Annotated in this window: 12 protein-coding genes; 2 read left to right on the forward strand and 10 right to left on the reverse strand. The window is 67.0% G+C overall.

Features of this window, described 5'->3' with window-relative positions:
* Positions 1 to 85 precede the first annotated feature (85 nt).
* The 7 genes from AAGT95_RS05870 to AAGT95_RS05900 all read right to left on the reverse strand — a co-directional run bounded on the left by AAGT95_RS05870 (position 86) and on the right by AAGT95_RS05900 (position 9,766).
* Entirely contained in the window at positions 86 to 2,239 is a 2,154-nt protein-coding gene (locus tag AAGT95_RS05870; protein WP_342595850.1) for an acetyl/propionyl/methylcrotonyl-CoA carboxylase subunit alpha, read from the reverse strand.
* Positions 2,236 to 3,072 (reverse strand): enoyl-CoA hydratase-related protein, encoded by an 837-nt coding sequence (locus AAGT95_RS05875; RefSeq protein ID WP_342595851.1) that lies wholly within the window; start codon positions 3,070 to 3,072, stop codon positions 2,236 to 2,238. The genes AAGT95_RS05870 and AAGT95_RS05875 overlap by 4 nt, the downstream gene beginning before the upstream one ends.
* 119 nt (positions 3,073 to 3,191) lie before the next feature.
* Complete coding sequence (locus tag AAGT95_RS05880; protein WP_342595852.1) at positions 3,192 to 4,799, reverse strand: carboxyl transferase domain-containing protein; 1,608 nt, start codon at positions 4,797 to 4,799, stop codon at positions 3,192 to 3,194.
* Positions 4,800 to 4,887: 88 nt separating this feature from the next.
* Positions 4,888 to 6,057 (reverse strand): isovaleryl-CoA dehydrogenase, encoded by a 1,170-nt coding sequence (locus AAGT95_RS05885; protein WP_342595853.1) that lies wholly within the window; start codon positions 6,055 to 6,057, stop codon positions 4,888 to 4,890.
* Between the two features lie 149 nt (positions 6,058 to 6,206).
* Entirely contained in the window at positions 6,207 to 6,674 is a 468-nt protein-coding gene (locus AAGT95_RS05890) for a MaoC family dehydratase (protein ID WP_342595854.1), read from the reverse strand.
* 31 nt (positions 6,675 to 6,705) lie between these two features.
* On the reverse strand, positions 6,706 to 8,376 hold the full coding sequence (locus tag AAGT95_RS05895; RefSeq protein WP_342595855.1) for an acyl-CoA synthetase: 1,671 nt from the start codon (positions 8,374 to 8,376) through the stop codon (positions 6,706 to 6,708).
* Between the two features lie 4 nt (positions 8,377 to 8,380).
* Positions 8,381 to 9,766, reverse strand: a complete 1,386-nt coding sequence (locus tag AAGT95_RS05900) for a GntP family permease (protein WP_342595856.1) — start codon at positions 9,764 to 9,766, stop codon at positions 8,381 to 8,383.
* 305 nt (positions 9,767 to 10,071) lie between these two features.
* Here AAGT95_RS05900 and AAGT95_RS05905 point away from each other — a divergent pair, with 305 nt between their 5' ends.
* Positions 10,072 to 10,497: a hotdog fold thioesterase gene (locus AAGT95_RS05905; protein WP_342595857.1), complete on the forward strand. Its 426-nt coding sequence runs from the start codon at positions 10,072 to 10,074 to the stop codon at positions 10,495 to 10,497.
* A 40-nt stretch (positions 10,498 to 10,537) separates the two neighbouring features.
* Here AAGT95_RS05905 and AAGT95_RS05910 read toward each other — a convergent pair whose 3' ends face one another.
* Entirely contained in the window at positions 10,538 to 10,882 is a 345-nt protein-coding gene (locus AAGT95_RS05910; protein WP_342595858.1) for a helix-turn-helix domain-containing protein, read from the reverse strand.
* Between the two features lie 101 nt (positions 10,883 to 10,983).
* Between AAGT95_RS05910 and AAGT95_RS05915 the strand changes: the two genes are divergently transcribed.
* The gene (locus AAGT95_RS05915) at positions 10,984 to 11,718 is read left to right on the forward strand and encodes an SDR family oxidoreductase (RefSeq protein WP_342595859.1); all 735 of its coding nucleotides are present in this window, start codon (positions 10,984 to 10,986) and stop codon (positions 11,716 to 11,718) included.
* 103 nt (positions 11,719 to 11,821) lie between these two features.
* Here AAGT95_RS05915 and AAGT95_RS05920 read toward each other — a convergent pair whose 3' ends face one another.
* Together AAGT95_RS05920 and AAGT95_RS05925 are read right to left on the reverse strand one after the other, a co-directional pair.
* The gene (locus AAGT95_RS05920; protein WP_342595860.1) at positions 11,822 to 13,558 is read right to left on the reverse strand and encodes an AMP-binding protein; all 1,737 of its coding nucleotides are present in this window, start codon (positions 13,556 to 13,558) and stop codon (positions 11,822 to 11,824) included.
* A 60-nt stretch (positions 13,559 to 13,618) separates the two neighbouring features.
* Positions 13,619 to 14,809 carry an acetyl-CoA C-acyltransferase gene (locus AAGT95_RS05925; protein WP_342595861.1) on the reverse strand — a complete coding sequence of 397 codons (1,191 nt, stop codon included), beginning with the start codon at positions 14,807 to 14,809 and terminating at the stop codon, positions 13,619 to 13,621.
* Positions 14,810 to 14,896: the final 87 nt, after the last annotated feature.

Consider the following 14,896-nt stretch of genomic DNA (forward strand, 5'->3'; position numbering starts at 1 on the left):
ATACTCATTTACACCCGCGTAAACTCCGCTCTTTCGCCAATTTTTGCCTTGTCTGGCCTTCGCTCGCCGACTTTTCAGATAGAGCCTAATTCGCTTCGGCACTGGCGTCGGCGTTGGCGAATGCGAGCAGCTCATCCCCCTGCGCCACGGCGTCCCCCACCGCGACATGGAAGGCTTCCACCGCGCCGTCGGCGGGGGCGCTCAGGGTGTGCTCCATCTTCATCGCTTCTACCACCACCAGCGGCGTGCCTTTCTCCACTGTCTGTCCGGGGTCGACCAGCAGCGCCACCACTGTGCCGTGCATCGGCGCGGTCAGCTTGGCTTCGGCCTCTTGCGGTAGATGGTCGGCGCGGTCGGCGCGGCGCCAGATCAGGCGCGATTCCACACTGGCGGCGGTGAGCACGATGGTGTCGCCTTCGCTGGCTGGGTCGAGCCGGGCGAAGAGGCGCTGGCGATGGCCATCCAGGGTGAGCGCCAGGGTGTCGTTATCGAGGCGCTGGCACTGCCCGGCGAGCCGGCTCGTCTCCTCGCCGCCGCGCTGCACCTGGAGCTGCCAGGTCGCCTGTGCTGGCTCCTGTGCTAGACCCTGAGTCAGCCCCTGGGTGGCGATCACCTCGTACGCGCCGCTGCCGTCGGTCTCCTGAAAGGCGAGACGTAGCCGGCGCGGCGCGTTGAGCCGCCAACCGTCGCGACGCTGCCAGGGGTCGTCTGTGCGCGGCGCTCCGTCGATGTGGCTCCTGGCGAGCTGATCTCTCGTAAGCTGATTCATGGCAAGCCGATCTATAGCAACCAGGGCCGCGCGGGCGATATCGGCGTCGGTGGCGTGGGGCGCGGCGAACAGATCGTCGTGATGATGCTCGATGAAGCGGGTATTCAGCTCGGCGGCGATGAAGTCCGGGTGGGTCACCAGCCGCTGCAGGAAACGGCGATTGGTGGTCACGCCGCTGATATCCAGCGCGGCCAGGGCGCGGGCCATCTCGGCCAGGGCCTGGCCGCGATCCTCACCGTGGACGATCAGCTTGGCCAGCATCGGGTCGTAGTGCATGGTCACCGTGTCGCCGGCCTCGACGCCGCTATCCAGGCGGATTCGGCCGTCCCGGTCCGCCAGCGGCAGCGTAAAGCGCAGCAGCTTGCCGGTGGCGGGGAGGAAGTCGTTGTCCGGGTCTTCGGCGTAGAGCCGCGCTTCGATGGCGTGGCCGGTGAGCGTCAATTCGTTCTGCGCCTTGGGCAGCGCCAGGCCGGCGGCGACCCGTAGCTGCCACTCGACCAGGTCCTCGCCGCTGATCATCTCGGTCACCGGGTGCTCGACCTGCAGCCGGGTGTTCATCTCCATGAAGAAGAACGGCGAGCCGTTCTCCTGCGTGGTCTCGGCGGCGGCATCCAGCAGGAACTCCACCGTGCCGGCGCCGACATAGCCGATCTCCTGGGCGGCGCGCACCGCGGCCTCGCCCATCTCGCGACGCAGCGCCTCGGGCAGGTGGGGCGCAGGGGCCTCTTCGAGCACCTTCTGGTGGCGCCGCTGCACGCTGCAGTCGCGCTCGAACAGGTAGACGCCGCCCCCGAGGCTGTCACAGAACACCTGCACTTCGACATGGCGTGGCTGGGTCAGATACTTCTCGATCAGCATGCGCTCATCGCCGAAGGCGGCGCGGGATTCGCGGCGGCAGCCGTCGAGCGCCGCCTGGAACTCGCGCTCGGACTCGACCACCCGCATGCCCTTGCCGCCGCCACCGGCGCTGGCCTTGAGCAGCACCGGGTAGCCGATCTTGCCGGCTTCTTCCCGCAGCAGGGCATCGTCCTGCGCTTCGCCGTGATAGCCGGGCACCAGCGGCACGCCGGCGCTGGCCATGCGCGCCTTGGCCGCGGCCTTGTCGCCCATGGCGGCGATGGCGCTGGCCGGCGGGCCGATGAAGACGAGCCCGGCGGCGTCGCAGGCGGCGACGAACTCGGCGTTCTCGGAGAGAAAGCCGTAGCCCGGGTGAATGGCGTCGGCGCCGCTGCGCTCGGCGGCGGCGATGACCTTGTCGATGGCGAGATAGCTCTCGCCGGCCGCCGCCGGGCCGAGGCGGATCGCTTCGTCGGCCTCGCGCACGTGGCGGGCGCGGGCGTCGGCATCCGAATAGACCGCGATGGTGCGCAGGCCAAGGCGCCGCGCGGTGCGGATCACCCGGCAGGCGATCTCGCCGCGGTTGGCGATCAGCACGGCGCGCAGCGGGCGGGGCGCAGTGGCGAGACTCATGAGCGCGGCTCCTTGTCGCCGCCGCTGGCCACGAGCCAGGCGGGCGGGCGTTTGTCGAAGAAGGCGGCCAGCCCCTCCTGGCCTTCGGCGCTGACCCGCAGCTCGCTGATGGTGCGGCACGCGGCCTCGCGGGTGGCGTCGCTCTCCGGTTCGCGGGCGATCTGCGCGAGCAGCGCCTTGGTGGCGCGCTGGGCCTGGGGAGAGGCGGCGAGCAGGGTGTCGATCTGGCGTTCGATCTCTTCATCCAGCGCGTCGCCAGTCACCACCTGGTGTACCAGCCCCAGTTCGCGGGCGGTGGCGGCGTCGATCACCTCGGCGGTCAGCGCGTAGCGGCGCATCTGGCGGGCGCCGATGGCGCGCTGGACATAGGGCCCGACCACTGCCGGCGAGAGGCCGATCTTGACCTCGGAGAGGCAGAAGCGCGCCGCATCCGAGGCGATCACCAGATCGCAGCAGGCGGCCAGCCCCACCGCGCCACCGTAGGCCGCACCCTGCACCCGGCAGAGCGTGGGGCAGGGTAGGGTGTCCAGCCCGTGCATCAGGCGCGAGAGCTGGCGCGAGTCGGCCAGATTGTCGTCGACGCTGTAGTCGACCATGCGCTTCATCCAGGCGAGATCCGCCCCGGCGGAGAAGTGCTTGCCCTGGGAGCCGAGCACCACCACCCGCACCTCGCCGCTCGCAGCCATGGCGTGGAGGCGCTCGAGATGGGCGTTGAGCGCGGCGATCAAGACGTCGTCGAAGGCGTTGTGCACCGCGGGGCGGTCCAGCGTCAGCTGCGCGACGCCGCGAGAGTCGATGGTCAAACGAGTGAAGCTATCGGATATGGCTGCCATGGCGGCCTCTCATGATCATGTTTGCTTCGAGCTTCGAGCTTCGAGCTTCGAGCTTCGAGCTTCGAGCTTCGAGCAGCTCGTGGCTCGCTGCCCGTCGCTCGTGGCTTGGCGCGAAGCGCCTACATCCGGAACACGCCGAAACGCGTCTCTTCGATTTCGGCGTTTAGAGCCGCGGAGAGTGCCAGGCCGATCACATCGCGGGTCTGCAATGGATCGATCACACCGTCGTCCCACAGCCGGGCGCTGGCGTAGTACGGGTGCCCCTGGCGCTCGTACTGTTCGCGAATCGGCGCCTTGAAGGCGGCTTCCTCGTCTTCCGGCCAGCCGCTGCCGTCGCGCTCCATCTGCTCCCGTTTCACCTGCGCCAGCACGTTGGCCGCCTGTTCGCCGCCCATCACCGAGATGCGCGCGTTGGGCCACATGAACAGCAGGTTGGGGTCATAAGCACGGCCGCACATGCCGTAATTGCCGGCGCCGAAGCTGCCGCCGATCAGCACGGTGAACTTGGGCACCTTGGCGCAGGCCACGGCGGTGACCAGCTTGGCGCCGTGCTTGGCGATGCCCTCCTGCTCGTACTTGGAGCCGACCATGAAGCCGGTGATGTTCTGTAGAAAGATCAGCGGGATCTGGCGCTGGGCGCAGAGTTCGATGAAGTGCGCGCCCTTCTGCGCGGACTCCGAGAACAGCACCCCGTTGTTGGCGACGATGCCCACCGGGTGGCCGCACCAGTGGGCGAAGCCGGTGACCAGGGTGTCGCCGTAATAGCGCTTGAACTCGTCGAAGTCGGAGTCGTCCACCAGCCGCCCGATCACCTCGCGCACGTCATACGGCTTGCGCAGGTCGGTGCCGACGATGCCGTAGAGCTCCGAAGGGTCGAGCCGCGGCGGGCGGGATTCCCGCAGCGCCAGCTTGCCGCGCTTGCGCCAGTTGAGCCGGGAGACCGCGCGGCGGGCGAGCTGCAGCGCATGGGCATCGTTCTCGGCGTAGTGGTCGACCACGCCGCTGATCTTTGCGTGCACATCCGCGCCACCGAGATCCTCGGCGGTGATGGTCTCGCCGGTGGCAGCCTTCACCAGCGGCGGCCCGCCGAGAAAGATGGTGCCCTGGTTGCGCACGATGATCGATTCATCGGCCATCGCCGGCACGTAGGCGCCGCCGGCAGTGCAGGAGCCCATCACCACCGCGATCTGCGGGATGCCAGCGGCGGAGAGCGTGGCCTGGTTGTAGAAGATGCGGCCGAAGTCGTCGTGGTCGGGGAAGACCTCGTCCTGCGCCGGCAGGTAGGCGCCGCCGGAGTCGACCAGGTAGAGGCAGGGCAGGCGGTGCTTGCGGGCGATCTCCTGGGCGCGCAGGTGCTTCTTCACCGTCAGCGGGAAGTAGGTGCCGCCCTTGACCGTGGCGTCGTTGGCGACGATCACGCACTCCACACCGCTGACCCGGCCGATGCCGGCGACCACCCCTGCAGCGGGCACCGGGGTGTCGTAGACCTCGTGGGCCGCCAGCGCGCCGATCTCGAGGAAGGCCGCGCCCTCGTCGAGCAACTGGTCGATGCGCTCGCGCACGAACAGCTTGCCGCGGGACTCGTGCCGGGCGCGTGCCTTGTCGCCGCCGCCCCGGGCGATCTCGGCGCTCAGCGTGTGGAGCTTGTCGACCTCCGCTCGCAGCGCCTGGGCATTGGCCTGGAAGGCCTCGGCGCGGGGGTTGATCTGGCTACTCAGTATGGCCATGGAAATCCTCTTACGAGCTACGAGCTACGAGCTACGAGCTACGAGCTACGAGCAGTTCGAGGCTCGAAGCCCGAAGCCCGATGCTGATTTATGCCGATTCCGCGAAAAGCTCGCGCCCGATCAACATCCGCCGAATCTCGCTAGTGCCGGCGCCGATCTCGTAGAGCTTGGCGTCGCGCAGCAGCCGCCCGGTGGGGTACTCGTTGATATAGCCGTTGCCGCCGAGCAGCTGGATGGCATCCAGCGCCATCTGGGTCGCCTTCTCGGCGCAGTAGAGGATCACCCCGGCGGCGTCCTTGCGGCTGGTTCGGCCGCGGTCGCAGGCGCCGGCCACGGCGTAGAGATAGGCGCGGCAGGCGTTGAGCGTGGTGTACATGTCGGCGAGCTTGCCCTGGATCAGCTGGAACTCGCCGATCGCCTGGCCGAACTGCTTGCGCTCATGGACGTAGGGCACCACCACGTCCAGACACGCCTGCATGATCCCGATCGGGCCGGCGGCGAGCACCGTGCGCTCGTAGTCGAGCCCGCTCATCAGTACGCGTACGCCACGGTTCTCCTCGCCCAGCACGTTCTCCGCCGGCACCTGGCAATCCTCGAACACCAGCTCGCAGGTGTTGGAGCCGCGCATGCCCAGCTTGTCGAGCTTCTGCGCGGTGGAGAAACCGGCGAACCCCTTCTCGATCAGAAAGGCGGTGATGCCCTTGGCACCGGCCTCCGGGTCGGTCTTGGCGTAGACCACCAGCACGTCGGCGTCGGGGCCGTTGGTGATCCACATCTTGTTGCCGTTGAGTACGTAGTGATCGCCGTGTCTGTCGGCGCGCAGACTCATCGAGACCACGTCCGACCCGGCGCCGGGTTCGGACATCGCCAGCGCCCCCACGTGCTCGCCGCTGATCAGTTTGGGCAGGTACTTGGCCTTCTGCTCGGCGGTGGCGTTGAGCTTGATCTGGTTGACGCAGAGATTGGCGTGGGCGCCGTAGGAGAGCCCCACCGAGGCGCTGGCCCGGGAAATCTCCTCCATGGCGATACAGTGGGCCAGGTAGCCCATGCCGCTGCCGCCGTCGTCTTCGCTGACGGTGATGCCGAGCAGGCCCATGTCGCCGAACTTCTGCCACAGGTCCGCGGGGAAGACGTTGTCGTGGTCGATCTGGGCCGCGCGCGGGGCGATCTCGTCGCGGGCGAAGGCGTTGACCTGCTCGCGCAGCATGTTCAGCTCGTCGTCGAGGCCGAAATCGAGCTCGGTGTAGGGGGCGTGCATCGGATGATCCTCCGCTGTCGATGGACGAGAACGCCGGGCCGCGGGCGAATAGGCTCGCAGGTGTTCTCGACTTTATACGTTGACGTTAACGTCAATAATCAGATGCGGCTAGAGCCCCTCGACCATGGTCTAGGCTCTTCAAGAAAGATCTAGGATCGTCGGGCCTCCTCCGGCACCGCCGCCCGATCCAGCAGCAGGATCTTGCCGTCGGCCTCGGCGACGATCTCGTCGCGCTGGTTGCGGCAGTGCCCCGCCAGCACCGCAATGCCGCCCCGATGGTGAGGTTTGGCGATCAGCTCGGCGATGCGCCACTCGGTGGTCAGGGTGTCACCGGCGAGGACCGGGGCCAGAAACCGACAGTCGTGCGCCAGATAGGCCACCGCGGTGGCATAGAAATACATGCCGATGGAAGCGGTCATGTAGGCCGAGGTCATCGGCCCGTGCAGGATGCGCTGGCCGAAGCGTGTCTGTCTGGCGAAGGCGTCGTTGCTGTGCAGCGGGTTGAAGTCGCCGAACAGGCCACAGGCCTGGACGATATGCGCCTCGGTAATGGTCAGGGTCTGGCCGAAGGTGTCATCGACGGCGATCTCGTCGAAAGCGTTGCCGACAAAATTCATGCAATCACTCCTGGGCTCGCAAGGGGCGTGTTCATGGGGTCTCGTCGCGATCCAGCGTTCGCAGTGCCTTGCGCACGATCTTGCCGGTGGCGGTCATCGGGAATTCGTCGACGAAGTGGATCTCGCGCGGGTATTCGTGGGCCGCCAGGCGCGAGCGCACGTGCTGCTGCAGCGTCTCCACCAGCGCCGGGGAAGCGTCCCAGCCGTCGGCGAGCACCACGTAGGCGGCGACGATCTCGGTGCGTAGCTCATCGGGTTTGCCCACCACGGCGGCCATGCGCACCGCCGGGTGGCCCAGCAGGCAGTTCTCGATGGGGGCAGGGCCGATGCGGTAGCCGGCGCTGGTGATGACGTCGTCGTCGCGGCTGAGGAAGGTGAAGTAGCCCTCGGCATCGCGCCGACCCATGTCGCCGGTCAGCAGCCACTCGCCGGCGAACTTGGCCGCGGTCGCCTCCGGCTTCTGCCAGTAGTGCAGAAACATCACCGGGTCCGGCGCGCGCACCGCGATATGGCCGGTCTCGCCGTCGGCGAGCCGTTCACCCTCGGCGTCGACGATGGCCAGCTCGTGCCCCGGCACCGCCTTGCCGATCGCCCCCGGGCGGTGCACGCCGAGCGCCGCGCAGGCCGAGAGCACCATGTTGCATTCGGTCTGGCCGTAGAACTCGTTGATGGTGAGGCCGAAGGTCTCCTGCCCCCACGCCAGCAGCGCTTCGCCCAGCGACTCGCCACCGCTGGCGACGCTGCGCACGTCGAGCCGCCAGCGGCGTTGCGGCTGCTCGACCCGGCGCATCAGCTTGAGTGCGGTCGGCGGCAGGAACAGGTTGCGCACGCGGTGGCGCTCGATCAGCGCGAATGCCGCCTCCGGCGAGAACTTGAGCATGCGGTGGGCGACGATCGGCACCGCGTGGTAGAGCGCCGGCAGCAGCACGTCGAGCAGGCCGCCGATCCAGGCCCAGTCGGCCGGGGTCCACAGGCGGTCACCGGGCTGCGGCAGCAGGTTATGGGATATCTCCACCCCTGGCAGGTGTCCCAGCAGCACCCGGTGGCCGTGCACCGCGCCCTTGGGGCTGCCGGTGGTCCCGGAGGTGTAGATGATCAGCGCCGGCTCGTCGGGATGGGTGTCGCGGGTGACGAAAACCTCGCTGGCGGCGGCCAGCTCGGCGTGGAAATCGAGCGCGTCAGCGGTGGCGCGCCCCGGTTCGGGCACGGCATCGACGGTGTAGATCGCCTGCAGCGCCGGTAGCTGGTGGCGAATCTCGTCGAGCGTCGCCAGGCCGCGGGCATCGCTGACGATGGCGCGCATGCCGCAGTCGGCGAGCCGGTGATTCAGCGCCTCGGGGCCGAACAGGCTAAACAGCGGTACCGCGATCGCCCCCAGCTTGAAGCAGGCCAGATGCGCCAGCGCGGTCTCGTGACGCTGGGGCAGCAGCACCCCGACCCGGTCGCCGGGCTGAATGCCCTGGGCGACCAGGCTGTTGGCGAGTCGGTTGGCACCGCGCTGGAGCTCGGCGAAGGTGACCTCGCGGGTGCTGCCGTCGTCGCCGATCTCGATCATCGCCAGGCGCTTGGGGTTCTCCGCCCAGCGGTCACAGCAGACGCTGGCGATGTTGAACCGCGCCGGCACCTCCCACGCGAAGGTGGCGTGGAGGCGGTCGTAGTCGAGCCCTGCTGTCAGCAGTGCGCTGGGGTGGGCATCGTTCATCGGCTCAGAAACTCCCGAACAGAGTGCCCAGGGTGATCACCGCGACCAGGGTGATCATCGGCACCACGATGGTGACCGCGGCGATGTTGGGATAGGCCTGGCGATGGGTGAGGCCGCAGATCGCCAGCAGCGTGATCACCGCGCCGGAGTGGGGCAGGGTATCCATGCCGCCGGCCGCGATGGTGGCGACCCGGTGCAGCAGTTCGGGGTTGAGACCGACCGCATTGGCCATGCGCAGATAGTCGTCGCCGAGCACGCTGAGGGCGATGCTCATGCCGCCGGAGGAGGAGCCGGTGACCGCCGCCAGCACGTTCATCGAGACCGCCTCGGAGATCAGCGGATTGCCCGGCGCCAGGCTCAGCACCGCATCGCGGATGATGACGAAGCCGGCGAGGCTGGCGATCACCGCGCCGTAGCCGACCTCGGAGGCGGTATTGAACACCGGCAGCATCGAGCCGAAGCAGCCCTTGTTGATGGTCTCCTTGAGATCCACCCAGTGGCGCCAGCGGCTGACGACCAGCCAGGCGCAGGAGGTCAGCAGCGCGATGATGATCGCCCACAGCCCGAGCATCGAATTGGGGTCGAGGGCGCCGAAGCGTTCTTCCGGCAGCTGCGAGAAATCGAGACTCGGCAGAATCCAGTAGGTCAGCAGGCCGTTGAGCAGAATCACCATCACCAGCGGGGTGAAGGCAGCGACGGTGCCAATGACCGGCACCTCGGCGATATCGATCTTCTCGTTGGGGTGATGCCCGTAGCCCTCGCCCTGGCGCATCGCCTTGCTGGCACGGGACTGCAGCCACCAGGTGCCAAGACCCAGCATCATCGCGCCGGCGATGATGCCTAGCCCTGGTGCTGCGAAGCTGGTGGTCTGGAAGAACGGGATCGGGATCGCGTTCTGGATCGCCGGCGTGCCGGGGAGCGCGGTCATGGTAAAGGTGAACGAGCCCAGGGCGATGGCACCGGGAATCAGCCGCTTGGGCGTGCCGGTCTCGCGGAACAGCGCCGCTCCGATGGGGAAGACCGCGAACGCCACCACGAACAGCGACACGCCGCCGTAGGTGAGAATGGCGCAGGCCAGCACCACGGTCAGCACCACGTGGCGGGTGCCGAGGCGCTTGATGATCCAGTTGGCGATGGCATGCGCCGCACCGGAGTCGGCCATCAGCTGGCCAAACAGGGCGCCGAGAATGAACAGCGGGAAGAACTTGATCAGATAACCGCCGAGCGCACTCATGAAGGTGCTGGTATAGATCGGCAGCAGCAGCCCGGCTTCCCCGGACAGCAGTACCGCCAGCGACGCCATCAGCGGTGCCAGCAGCAGCACGGTGATGCCGCGATAGGCGAGGACGATCAGCAGGATCAGCGAGACAACGATAGCCAGTGTGCTCATGGGTCGATGGCCTTGGTCGGAGCTCCGGCACCATGACGGGTAGCGAGAGCCTTGTTGTTGTGGATGGACGTTGTTGTGAAAGGGCGTTGTTATGGTTGAGCGTTGCTGACAACGAGGTTTGCTGTGGATAAGTAGTGGGTAAGTCCCGGTAAGGGTGTGAATAAGCACGCCTGCCCGCTTCGGGACCCCATGGGACGAGATGACGATAGGTATTGATTAACGTTAACGTCAACGTGTTAATACGAGAACTAGCCTAAAGAGGGAGGCGTCGGCCTCCTTCGCTGTCTTCACCGGAGATCCCTGTCATGTCGATCTGGAAACGTCCCGCTTCCCTGGAAGCCCTCGCCACCCAGTGCCAGCAGACGCTGGTGGCGCATATCGGGATCGAGTTCACCGAGCTGGGTGACGACTGCCTGCGCGGTCGTATGCCGGTGGATGCGCGCACCCATCAGCCCTACGGTCTGCTCCACGGCGGTGCCTCGGTGGTGCTGGCGGAGACGCTGGGCAGCATTGCGGCGAACCTGTGTCTGGCCGACGAAAGCAAGATGGCGGTGGGGATGGAGATCAACGCCAACCACGTGCGCGCGGTGCGTGAAGGCTGGGTCGAGGGGTGTGCCCGGCCACTGCATCTGGGCAGCACCACTCAGCTTTGGGAGATCCGCATCGAGGACGAGCGCGGCCGGCTGGTATGCATGTCGCGACTGACCATGGCGGTGGTCAATCGGGGGTGACTCACTGACGCCGCCAACGTAGAGCCGAACGAGCGGGTGGCTACGCTTCGCGCTTTTCCAGCATGGTGGCGATCATCTCGGTGTGCTGGTCTCCCCAACTGCACAGTGGCCTGAGTGCTTCGCACAAGCTGTGGCCAAGCGGCGTCAGTGCGTAATCCACGCGGGGAGGAATCTCCCCGTGATCCGTCCGCGACACGACGCCATCCCGCTCCAGCATCTTGAGCTGCTGAATCAGCATCTTGTGACTGATGCCTCGGATGCTGCGCTTCAGCTCGCCATAGCGCAGTGAGCCACCCGCCAGGAAGTGGAGGATAAGCGGCTTCCACTTGCCGCCCATGACATGGAGCGTGGCGTCGAGACCACAGATGAAAGGGGAGGGTGCCAAGGTTTTCTCGTTCATTTTGATACTTACCAAAAGGTGCATACTTGTAGAAAAGAATGTTAATTCTTAACCTGCCTCCACCTCAATACCAGGAGTGCAGACGGATGGGTAAGCTACAGGGAAAGACCGCCGTGATCACAGGCGGTGCATCGGGGATCGGCCTGGCCACGGCGAAGCGTTTCACGACGGAAGGGGCGTTCGTCTACCTCTTCGGGCGCAGACAGCAAGCTCTCGACGAAGCAGTGGCCGAACTCGGCTCCCATGCGCGTGCCGTCCGGGGTGACGTCACGAAGTCGGCAGATCTCGATCGCCTGTTCTCGACGGTGAAATCCGAAAGGGGCAGTCTCGATATCCTGTTCGCGAACGCCGGGGTCGGTGAGCTGGTGGCTCTCGGTGCGATCACACCCGAGCATTTCGACCGGACGTTCGATATCAACGTCAGGGGCACGCTGTTCACGGTGCAAAAGGCGCTGCCTTTGATGCCAGCCGGCAGTTCGATCATTCTGACGGGGTCAACGGTAGGCGTGACGGGGACGCCGGCAATGAGCGTCTACAGCGCCTCCAAGGCGGCCGTTCGCAACCTCGCCAGGAGCTGGGCCCAGGATCTCCGAGGCAGCGGTATTCGGGTCAACGTGCTGTCACCCGGTCTGACGGAGACGGACACGGTGAAAGGGCTACTGAGCGACGACATCTTGACCGGACAGATGCAGGCAACGCCACTTGAACGGATGGGGGATCCCGCCGAAACGGCTGCGGTAGCCGCGTTTCTCGCTTCCAGTGACAGTAGCTACATGACCGGTGGCGAAGTCTTCGTCGATGGCGGCTACGCACAGGTATAGCGTCCTCGAGGGCGATCGTCATGGGATGGCAATCCGAAGGAGCCTGTTGCCTGGGGCGCGGTGCGAGACGACTTTTCGTACGAACCTAGACCGTGTCCAGCGGTTACTCCAGCCCCAGTTCATTGCTGGTGGTCTGGCGCATGCGGAATTTCTGCACCTTGCCGCTGACGGTCATCGGGAAATCGTCGACGAACTTCACGTAGCGCGGAATCTTGTGGTGGGCGATGCGCTCGCGACAGTAGGCGCGCACGCCCTCCTCGTCGAGCTCGGCGCCCTCCACCAGGCGAATCCAGACCGCCACCGCCTCGCCGTAGTGGTCGTCCGGCACGCCGAACACCTGGGCATCGGAGATCGCCGGGTGGGTGTAGAGAAACTCCTCGATCTCGCGCGGGTAGAGGTTCTCGCCGCCGCGGATGATCATGTCCTTGATGCGCCCGGTGATCGCCACATAGCCCGTATCGTCCATCATCGCCAGATCGCCGCTGTGCATCCAGCCGTGGGTGTCGATCGCCTGGCGGGTGGCGTCGTCGTTGTCCCAGTAACCCTGCATCACGCTGTAGCCTCGGGTGCAGAGTTCGCCGCTGGTGCCGCGCGGGAGCACCTGGCCGCTGGCCGGGTCGATGATTTTCACCTCCAGGTGCGGGTGAATGGTGCCGACGGTGGCGACGCGCTTCTCCAGCGGCGCGTCGGTGCGCGTCTGCAGGCTCACCGGGCTGGTCTCGGTCATGCCGTAGGCGATGGTGACCGCTTCCATGTGCATGCGCTCGATCACCCGTTTCATCACCTCCACCGGGCAGTTGGAGCCGGCCATGATGCCGGTGCGCAGGCTGGAGAGATCGAAGTTGGCGAACTCGGGGTGTTCGAGCTCGGCGATGAACATGGTGGGCACGCCGTAGAGAGCATCGGCGCGTTCCGCTTCCACCGCACGCAGGGTGGCCGTCGGGTCGAAGGCGGCGTTGGGGTAGATCATGGTGGCGCGGTGGGTGAGACACGCCAGGTTGCCCATCACCATGCCGAAGCAGTGGTAGAGCGGCACCGGGATCACCACGCGTTCCGCGGGCTGCAGGTTCATGCCGGCGCCGACGAAGTAGCCGTTGTTGAGAATGTTGTGGTGGGTCAGCGTCACCCCCTTGGGCGCGCCGGTGGTGCCGGAGGTGTACTGGATATTGATCGGGTCGTCGAACTGCAGTTCGGCCTGCAGTGCCGCCAGTCGTTCGGTGGGTACTGCCTCGGCAAGGGCGTGCAGCTCCTCCCAGTGCCACATGCCCGGGGTGGCGAGCTCGGGGTCGAGACATACCACCTGCCTGAGCTGGGGCAGGCTGGCGCAGTCGAGCCGGCGCTGCTCGTTGTGGGGGGTAGGGGCGTCGCGCAGTTCCGGGGCGAGCTGGCAGAGGATATCGACGTAGTGGGAGCGGATCTCACCACCGGCCCGGTGGGCGCCCTGCAGCACCAGTACCGAGAGCCCCGACTGCAGCAGCGCGTGCTCCAGCTCGCGTGCGCGGTAGGCCGGGTTGAGATTGACCAGGATCGCGCCGATCTTGGCGCTTGCCAGCTGGGTGAGCGCCCACTCCGCACAGTTGAGTGACCAGATACCGACCCGGTCGCCACGCTCCACCCCCATCGCCAGCAGGGCACGGGCGATGCGGTCGGCCTCCGCGCGCAGTTCGGCGTAGGTGTAGCGCAGGTTCTGGTGGCAGCTCACCAGCGCCTCGCGCTCCGGGCAGGCAGCGGCGGCGGCATCGAGGCAGTCGCCGATGGTCAGTCCCAGCAGCGGCTGCTCGCTGGTGCCGCTGACGTAGCTGGGTTGGTGACTGGGTGTGGCGCGGGTTGGCCCGGTCATCGTCATACCTCTCCTGGAGTGGATGTCGTGCGGCAGGGATGCCGGCACTCGCGTCTGCGGCTACGCGAGCCGTTCGATACCTACCGCCGTGGCCTCGCCGCCGCCGATACAGATCGCCGCGACGCCCCGGGTCATCCCATGGTGGGCGAGCGCGTTGAGCAGCGTGACCAGAATGCGCGCGCCGGAGGCGCCGATCGGGTGGCCCAGGGCGCAGGCGCCGCCGTGCACGTTGACCCGCTCGTGGTCGAGATCGAGTTCGTGCATGGCCGCCATCGCCACCACGGCGAAGGCTTCGTTGATCTCGTAGAGATCGACGCTCTCCCGCGACCAGCCGAGCCGCTGGTACAGCTTGCGCACGGCGTGGATCGGCGCCACCGGGAAGTCACCCGGGCGCATGGCGTGGCTGGCGTGGCCGTGGAGACGCGCCAGCGGGGTCAGCCCCTGGCGTTCGGCCTCGCGCTGGCGCATCAGCACCAGCGCCGCGGCGCCGTCGGAGATCGAACTCGAGTTGGCCGCGGTGACGCTGCCGCCCTCGCGAAAGGCGGGCTTGAGCTGGGGGATGCGCTCGAGATTGGCCTTGTGGGGCTGTTCGTCCTGGTCGACCCGGCGGGTGTCGCGGCCGGCGGGGGCGTCGAGGGTGACGATCTCATCTAGAAAGACGCCACTCTCGATCGCCTGGCGGGCGCGGGTCAGCGAGGCGATGGCATAGGCATCCTGGGCCTCGCGGCTGAAGCCGAAGGCCTGGGCACAATCTTCGGCATAGGTGCCCATCAGCCGCCCCGGCTCGTAGGCGTCCTCGAGCCCGTCGAGGAACATGTGATCGAGCACCTGGGCATGCCCCATGCGCAGCCCGGCGCGCGCCTTGGGCAGCAGATAGGGGGCGTTGCTCATGCTCTCCATGCCGCCGGCGATGGCGTGGGCGGCGTGACCCAGCGAGAGGGTATCGAACGCCTGCATCACCGCCTTCATGCCGGAGCCGCACATCTTGTTGACGGTGGTGCAGGGCGTCGACTCGGCCAGGCCCGCACCGAGTGCCGCCTGGCGCGCCGGTGCCTGGCCCTGCCCGGCGGGGAGCACGCAGCCCATGATCAGCTCGTCGAGGCTGTCGGGCGCCAGGCTGGCCTGTTCGAGGGCGCCGCGAATCGCCGCTGCGCCCAGCTGCGGGCAGGCAAGCCCGCCCAGGGCGCCTTGAAAAGCGCCCATCGGCGTGCGCTTGGCGCCGACGATGACGATCGGGTCGGGGGTGTTCATAGTCGGCTCTCCCATGCTGGTGAGGGATCGATACTCAGAGGGTGTTTACAAAATGCCTGCGCTCGACAATACGGCGTTGAAATCGAC

Origin of the sequence: Salinicola lusitanus, assembly GCF_038648475.1 — a bacterium.
Lineage (GTDB): Bacteria > Pseudomonadota > Gammaproteobacteria > Pseudomonadales > Halomonadaceae > Salinicola > Salinicola lusitanus.

Coding starts and splice junctions, on each gene's coding strand:
- AAGT95_RS05870 (WP_342595850.1), bottom strand. CDS start 2,239: ATGAGTCTCGCCACTGCGCCCCGCCCGCTGCGCGCCGTGCTGATCGCC.
- AAGT95_RS05875 (WP_342595851.1), bottom strand. CDS start 3,072: ATGGCAGCCATATCCGATAGCTTCACTCGTTTGACCATCGACTCTCGC.
- AAGT95_RS05880 (WP_342595852.1), bottom strand. CDS start 4,799: ATGGCCATACTGAGTAGCCAGATCAACCCCCGCGCCGAGGCCTTCCAG.
- AAGT95_RS05885 (WP_342595853.1), bottom strand. CDS start 6,057: ATGCACGCCCCCTACACCGAGCTCGATTTCGGCCTCGACGACGAGCTG.
- AAGT95_RS05890 (WP_342595854.1), bottom strand. CDS start 6,674: ATGAATTTTGTCGGCAACGCTTTCGACGAGATCGCCGTCGATGACACC.
- AAGT95_RS05895 (WP_342595855.1), bottom strand. CDS start 8,376: ATGAACGATGCCCACCCCAGCGCACTGCTGACAGCAGGGCTCGACTAC.
- AAGT95_RS05900 (WP_342595856.1), bottom strand. CDS start 9,766: ATGAGCACACTGGCTATCGTTGTCTCGCTGATCCTGCTGATCGTCCTC.
- AAGT95_RS05905 (WP_342595857.1), top strand. CDS start 10,072: ATGTCGATCTGGAAACGTCCCGCTTCCCTGGAAGCCCTCGCCACCCAG.
- AAGT95_RS05915 (WP_342595859.1), top strand. CDS start 10,984: ATGGGTAAGCTACAGGGAAAGACCGCCGTGATCACAGGCGGTGCATCG.
- AAGT95_RS05920 (WP_342595860.1), bottom strand. CDS start 13,558: ATGACCGGGCCAACCCGCGCCACACCCAGTCACCAACCCAGCTACGTC.
- AAGT95_RS05925 (WP_342595861.1), bottom strand. CDS start 14,809: ATGAACACCCCCGACCCGATCGTCATCGTCGGCGCCAAGCGCACGCCG.